Below are 6592 nucleotides of genomic sequence, written 5' to 3'. Positions count from 1 at the left end.
TGGCGTGATCGTCGGCGACGTGCCGTCGTTCCGCGCCGACCAGATGCCGTACGGCGGCGTGAAGGGCTCCGGCACCGGCCGCGAGGGCCTGCGCAGCGCCATGGACGACTACACCGACCCGCGGGTCATGGTGCTGACGGGTCTCGTCCTCTAGCCGCAGCTGAAGATTGCCTGCTGACGAGCCGCGGTGGTCGATCCCTCAGCGGATCGGCCACCGCGCCAGCGCGGCCCGCAACTGGTCTTGCCAGAACGGTTGCACAGCGATGTCGGCAGCCGCCCACCGGTCGTGGCCCAGCACGCTGTAGGAGGGACGCTCGGCAGGCCGGGGAAACGCCGCCGTATCCACCGGGCGAACACGATCAGGATCGAGTCCGGACGACTCGAACACCGCTCGGGCCAACCCGTACCAGGTCGTCTGGCCCGACGCGGTGCCGTGGTAAACGCCTCCCGGCGCCTTGCCCGCGTATGCCGCCCGGCACAGTTCGATCAGCTGGTCCGCGAGGGCGCACGTCCAGGTCGGCTGGCCGTGCTGGTCGTCGACGACGTCGAGCGTCGGCCGCTGGGCGGCGAGCCGCAGAACGGTGCCGACGAAGTTGCGCCCGTGTGCGCCATAGAGCCAGGCAGTGCGGACCACGTAGCCACGATCGCCCAGATGCTCGAACACCGCCCGCTCGCCCAGCTCCTTGCCGCGACCGTAGGCGTTGACAGGGTCGGTGGCCGCGGACTCCGCCCACGGGAGGGCCGACTTGCCGGAGTACACGTAGTCGGTGGAGATCTGTATCAGGCGGGCGCCGGTCTGCGCGCACGCCGCGGCGAGAGTGCCGACCGCCGTGCCGTTGATCGCGGTGGCGGCCTCCTCCTCCGTCTCGGCCCGGTCGACGTCGGTCCACGCCGCAGCGTTGATCACGATGTCGACCCCGGGCAGCGCGGCGGCGACCTGCTCGGGAACCCGGATGTCGAGGTCCGAGCGGGTGGCGGCGACGGCCGTGAAGCCACCGGCGCCCAGGGCCGTCACCAGGTCGGTGCCCAGCATGCCGCCGGCTCCTGTGACGAGCACCTTGATCGTCACAGGGACCGTCCCTTGAGCGGCTCCCACCAGCTCCGGTTGTCCCGGTACCAGGCGACGGTGCGCGCCAGGCCCTCGTGCAGCGAGACCTGCGGCTCGTACCCGAGCTCGTTGCGAATCTTCTCGATGCTCAGCGAGTAGCGACGGTCGTGACCCTTGCGGTCCTCGACCGGCCGGACCGCATCCCACGTGCGACCCGTGGCAGCCAGCAGCAGTTCGGTCAGCTCACGGTTGGTCAGCTCGGTGCCGCCACCGATGTGGTAGACCTCGCCGGCACGGCCCTTGGTCAGCGCCAGTTGAATGCCGTTGCAGTGGTCGGAGACGTGCAGCCAGTCGCGGATGTTGAGGCCGTCGCCGTAGAGCGGCACCGACCCGCCGTCGAGCAGGTTGGTGACGAACAGCGGGATGACCTTCTCCGGGAACTGGTAGTGCCCGTAGTTGTTGGAACACCGGGTCACCACCACGTCGAGCTCGTAGGTCTTGTGGTAGGCCAGCGCCAGCAGGTCGGAACCCGCCTTCGCCGCGGAGTAGGCCGAGCGGGGGGCCAGCGGCCACTCCTCCGTCCAGGAACCCTGCTCGATCGAGCCGTACACCTCGTCTGTGGAGACGTGCAGGAACCGGCCGACGCCGTGCCGCCTCGCGGCGTCCAGGAGCACCTGGGTGCCGACGACGTTCGTCTGGACGAACTGCGCGGGTCCGTGCACCGCGCGGTCGACGTGCGTCTCGGCCGCGAAATGGACGACCGCGTCATGGCCCGGCATGAGCTGCTCGACGACATCCGCGTCACAGATGTCACCCTGCACGAAGGTGTATCGGGGGTCGTCGGCGACGGAAGCCAGGTTCTCCAAATTGCCCGAATAGGTCAACTTGTCGAGCACGGTGACGTCGGCTTCGGAAGGCCCGTAGCTGCCCTGGAGCAGATTGCGGACATATTCAGAGCCAATGAAGCCGGCACCGCCGGTGACAAGGAGTTTCACAAGTCCGAGAGTCTAACCGACGAAAGGGGCTGTAGTCTTGCCCATCATGCGTGGCATCCTTCTCGCGGGCGGTACAGGTTCCCGACTGTGGCCCATTACCAAAGCTGTTTCCAAACAACTTATGCCGGTTTATGACAAACCGATGATCTACTACCCGCTCACCACCCTCCTCATGGCGGGCGTCCGGGAAGTACTCGTCATCACCACGCCGGACGATTCCGACCAGTTCTCCCGGCTGCTGGGTGACGGCTCGCAGTGGGGAATCAGCATCAGCTACGCGACGCAGCCCCAGCCAGAGGGCATCGCGCAGGCGTTCCTCATCGGCGCTGAATTCCTCGGCGACCACCCCGTCGCGCTGATCCTCGGCGACAACATCTTCCACGGCGTCGGCCTGGGCCGTCAGTTGGCTGCGCACCAGAATCTCTCCGGCGGGCGGATCTTCGCATACCAGGTGGCGAACCCCCGCGACTACGGCGTGGTCGAGTTCGCCGCCGACGGCCGAGTGCTCTCGATCGAGGAGAAGCCGCAGACGCCCAAGTCGTCCTACGCGGTGCCCGGGCTCTACTTCTACGACAATCGCGTGATCGACATCGCCCGCAACCTCAAGCCGAGCGACCGCGGCGAGCTGGAGATCACCGCGGTCAACGAGGCATACCTCAGGGAGGGCGAACTGTCGGTTACTGTCCTCGACCGCGGCACGGCGTGGCTGGACACCGGCACGTTCGGTTCGCTGGTGCAGGCCGCCGAGTTCGTGCGGGTCATCGAGGAGCGCCAAGCCCTCAAGATCGGTTGTGTCGAGGAGGCCGCCTGGCGGGCCGGGTTCCTCGCCGACGAACAGCTTCGCGAGCTGGCGACTCCGCTGCTCAAGAGCGGGTACGGCCAGTACCTGCTGGACATCCTGGCGCACGCCGGACAGGGGCCCGGCATCCAATGAAGATCAACCCATTGTCGATCGAGGGTGCCTGGGAGGTCGTCCCCGTCCAGCACGGCGACCCGCGCGGCGTCTTCATGGAGTGGTATCGCTTCGACCGGCTGACCGAGGCGGTCGGCCATCCGCTGCGCCTGGCTCAGGCCAACCTGTCGACGTCGACCCGCGGTGTCGTCCGCGGCATTCACTTCGCCCAGATCCCTCCAGGCCAGGCGAAGTATGTGACGTGCGTGCGCGGCGCCGTTCTCGACGTCATAGTCGATCTGCGGGTGGGGTCCCCGACGTTCGGGCAGCACGAGTTCGTCCGCCTCGACGACATCGACCGCAAGGCGGTGTACCTGGCCGAGGGCCTGGGGCACGGCTTCTGCGCCGTCGAGGACGACGTGACGATCAGCTATCTGTGCTCGGAGGTCTACAATCCGGCGCGCGAGTTCGCCGTACACCCGCTGGATCCGGACCTCGGCATCAACTGGCCGGGGGACGCTCCGTTGCTGTCGGCGCGTGACGCGGCCGCCCCAACCCTGGCGGAGGCCCGGGAACAGGGCCTGCTGCCGACGTATCAGGACTATCAGGACTTCGTGGCCGGCCTGCGCGTCGTGTGAACGGAGAGCGTCGCGGCGTCCAACTTTTATGGTGCAAGCAGTGGCGCGGCCCCGGACCGGGGTCTGCGGCGCGCGGTCTACTAGGCTGGCCCCGGTGGAATCTGTTAGAAGGAGTCGAAGTGTCTGACCTGTCCCAGATCGTCAAGGCGTACGACGTTCGCGGCACCGTGCCGGACCAGCTGAACGAGCCGGTCGCCGGCGCGCTGGGCCGGGCGTTCGCGCAGACGCTGCGGGCGCTGGGGGAGGACCAGGGCACCGTCGTGGTCGCGCACGACATGCGCGACTCCGGACCGTCGCTGGTCAAGGCCTTCACCGACGGCGTACGTGCCGAGGGCATCAACGTGATCAACGCGGGCCTCGGCTCGACCGACCTGCTGTACTACGCCTCCGGCATCCTCGGCCTGCCCGGTGCGATGTTCACCGCCAGCCACAACCCGGCCCAGTACAACGGCATCAAGCTCTGCTTCGCCGGGGCCAAGCCGGTGGGCCAGGCCAGCGGGCTGGCCGCGATCCGCGAGCGGGCGCAGGAGCTGCTGGACACCCGCGCCGAGATGCCGGCCCCGGCGGGCGACATCGAGACCCGCGAGATGCTGGCCGACTACGCGGCGCACCTGCGCACGCTGGTGGACCTGAGCGGGATCCGGCCGCTGAAGGTGGTCGTCGACGCCGGCAACGGCATGGGCGGGTACACCGTGCCGGCCGTGCTCGGCGACGCGGTGCTGCCGGCGCTGCCGCTGGAGATCGTGCCGCTCTACTTCGAGCTGGACGGCTCGTTCCCCAACCACGAGGCCAACCCGCTGGAGCCGGCGAACCTGGTGGACCTGCAGGCGGCGGTGCGTGCGCACGGGGCCGACCTGGGCCTGGCCTTCGACGGCGACGCCGACCGCTGCTTCGTGGTCGACGCCGACGGCGCGCCGGTGTCCCCGTCGGCGGTGACCGCGCTGGTCGCGACCCGCGAGCTGGCCAAGCACCCCGGGGCGACGATCATCCACAACCTGATCACCTCGGCCGCGGTGCCGGAGATCGTGCGCGAGCACGGCGGCACCCCGGTGCGCACCCGGGTGGGTCACTCCTTCATCAAGGCGGAGATGGCGACCACGGGCGCGGTCTTCGGCGGCGAGCACTCGGCGCACTACTACTTCCGCGACTTCTGGGGCGCCGACACCGGCATGCTGGCCGCGATGCACGTGCTGGCGGCGCTGGGCGAGCAGGACGGCCCGCTGTCGGTGCTGGGCGCGCAGTTCGAGCGGTACACGGCCTCCGGCGAGATCAACTCGGTGGTGGCGGACCAGACCGCGAAGCTGGCGCAGGTGCGGGCGCACTTCTCCGGCGAGCAGCAGGACGAGCTGGACGGCCTGACCGTGGCCTTCGACGACGGCAGCTGGGTGAACCTGCGCGCTTCCAACACCGAGCCGCTGCTGCGGCTCAACGTCGAGGCCCCGACGCCGGAGCGGATGTCGGAGCTGCGCGACGAGGTGCTGAAGCTGGTCCGTGGGTAGGCTGCTGGCGGAACGTGGTGAGTCGCCCGGCGCGTGCCGCGAGAGCGGCGGCGCGTCGGGGACGAGCCGTGTTCGAGCTCAGCCAGCGATCTGAAGGAGCCGGACGTGTCGCTTGCCCCGCAACTGCTCGAAGTCCTCGCCTGCCCGGCCGAGGACCATGCGCCGCTGACCCACGACCCCGAGGCGCAGACGCTGACCTGCACCTCCTGCAGCCGGGTCTACCCGGTGCGGGACGGGCTGCCGGTGCTGCTGCTCGACGAGGTGCTCACCGCCCCGGCGGGTGAGTGATGGGCAGCCCGATCGACGGCGCCGCGGGTGTGCGCGGCAACCGCTTCTTCGACGAGGCGCTGCTGGACAACGCACCGGCGCTGGCCGCGCGCGATCCCGGAGGCATGCTCCGGGCCATCGCGTCGGCCGGCGCGCAGGTGCGGGAGGCCACCACGCTGACGGCCGAGACCGACCTGAGCCACCTCGCCGACGAGGGCCGGCCCCGGGCGGTCGTCGTGGTCGGCGCGGGCACGGCCGCGCGCACCGGTGACATCCTGGCGACCATCGCGGGGCCGCGCTGCCTCGTGCCGGTGCTGACCCACCGCAGCGTGGAGGTGCCGGGCTGGATCGGCGCGGCCGACGTGGTGTTCGCCGTGTCGGCTTCGGGCCGCTCGCCGGAGGCGCTGGCCGTGGCCGAGGCGGCGGGCCGCCGCGGTGCCCGGCTGGTGGGCATCGGCGCGCCGGGTTCGCCGCTGCAGTCGGTGGCCGAGCGCTACCGCGCGCCCTTCATCCCGGTGCCGCGCCGCGGTGCGGCGCGGGCGAATCTGTGGGGACTGACGGTGCCGGTGCTGCTGGCCGCCCGCGCGCTGGGCCTGGTCAAGGTCAACGAGGCCGACCTGGCCGAGACGGCGGTGCGCCTGGACCAGGATGCCGACCGCTGCCGGCCCACCGCCGAGACGTTCGTCAACCGCGCCAAGTCGCTGGCCCTGAACCTGGCCGGCTCGGTCCCCGTCATCTGGGGCGACTCGCCGCTGGCCGCGGTGGCCGCGGTGCGCTACGGCGACATGCTCTCCGCGAACGCCCGCTACCCGGTCGTCACCGACGCGCTCGGCGAGGCCGGTCGCGGCCGGGTGGGCCTGCTCGACGGTGTGTTCGGCGCGCTCGCCGCGCTGGAGCGGGACATCTTCGCTGATCCCGAGCTTGACGACGTGACGGCCGACCCCCCTCGTCTGAAGGTGGTGCTGCTGTGCGACGGTGGGCTCGCCGACGAGAACAGTGCGGCGCAGACGACGGACCGGCGAGCCGAGGTGGTGCAGGACATCGCGGCGAGGCGCGGGATCGAGGTGGACGTGCTCACCGCCGAAGGCGGATCGGCGCTGGAGCGGTTCGCCTCACTGGTCGCGGCGACTGACTTCGCCTCGGTCTACCTCGGCCTCGGGCATGGCCTGGATCCGATGGCGGTGCCGGCCGTCACGGAGCTGAAGGAGCAGTTGCGCAAGTGAGCGAGCGAAGCGGGCTCAACAACTACATGT

At 70.2% G+C, this 6592-nt stretch carries 8 protein-coding genes; 6 read left to right on the top strand and 2 right to left on the bottom strand.

Annotated elements, in window-relative coordinates; translation table 11 throughout:
* On the top strand, positions 1 to 154 hold a 154-nt coding region (locus HAV39_RS37555), incomplete at its 5' end, for an aldehyde dehydrogenase family protein (protein ID WP_191843907.1).
* Between the two features lie 45 nt (positions 155 to 199).
* Here HAV39_RS37555 and rfbD read toward each other — a convergent pair.
* Both rfbD and rfbB read right to left on the bottom strand, forming a co-directional pair.
* Positions 200 to 1063, bottom strand: coding sequence for a dTDP-4-dehydrorhamnose reductase (gene rfbD / locus HAV39_RS37550; protein ID WP_191843913.1), 864 nt, complete (start codon positions 1061 to 1063; stop codon positions 200 to 202).
* A 2-nt stretch (positions 1064 to 1065) separates the two neighbouring features.
* The gene (rfbB, locus tag HAV39_RS37545; RefSeq protein WP_191843906.1) at positions 1066 to 2043 is read right to left on the bottom strand and encodes a dTDP-glucose 4,6-dehydratase; all 978 of its coding nucleotides are present in this window, start codon (positions 2041 to 2043) and stop codon (positions 1066 to 1068) included.
* A gap of 46 nt (positions 2044 to 2089) precedes the next feature.
* Here rfbB and rfbA point away from each other — a divergent pair, with 46 nt between their 5' ends.
* From rfbA to HAV39_RS37520, 5 genes are all read left to right on the top strand, one after another.
* On the top strand, positions 2090 to 2977 hold the full coding sequence (gene rfbA / locus HAV39_RS37540; protein WP_191843905.1) for a glucose-1-phosphate thymidylyltransferase RfbA: 888 nt from the start codon (positions 2090 to 2092) through the stop codon (positions 2975 to 2977).
* Complete coding sequence (locus HAV39_RS37535; RefSeq protein WP_191843904.1) at positions 2974 to 3573, top strand: dTDP-4-dehydrorhamnose 3,5-epimerase family protein; 600 nt, start codon at positions 2974 to 2976, stop codon at positions 3571 to 3573. The genes rfbA and HAV39_RS37535 overlap by 4 nt, the downstream gene beginning before the upstream one ends.
* A gap of 119 nt (positions 3574 to 3692) precedes the next feature.
* Complete coding sequence (locus HAV39_RS37530; protein ID WP_191843903.1) at positions 3693 to 5072, top strand: phosphomannomutase/phosphoglucomutase; 1380 nt, start codon at positions 3693 to 3695, stop codon at positions 5070 to 5072.
* A gap of 105 nt (positions 5073 to 5177) precedes the next feature.
* Positions 5178 to 5360 carry a Trm112 family protein gene (locus HAV39_RS37525; RefSeq protein ID WP_120316875.1) on the top strand — a complete coding sequence of 61 codons (183 nt, stop codon included), beginning with the start codon at positions 5178 to 5180 and terminating at the stop codon, positions 5358 to 5360.
* Entirely contained in the window at positions 5360 to 6562 is a 1203-nt protein-coding gene (locus HAV39_RS37520) for an SIS domain-containing protein (RefSeq protein WP_120316874.1), read from the top strand. Before HAV39_RS37525 ends, HAV39_RS37520 begins: the two co-directional genes overlap by 1 nt.
* The last annotated feature ends 30 nt before the right edge of the window (positions 6563 to 6592 follow it).

The sequence above is a fragment of the Catellatospora chokoriensis genome (assembly GCF_011297315.1).
Taxonomy (GTDB): domain Bacteria; phylum Actinomycetota; class Actinomycetes; order Mycobacteriales; family Micromonosporaceae; genus Catellatospora; species Catellatospora citrea.
This window is presented reverse-complemented; position numbering and strand designations above follow the sequence as displayed.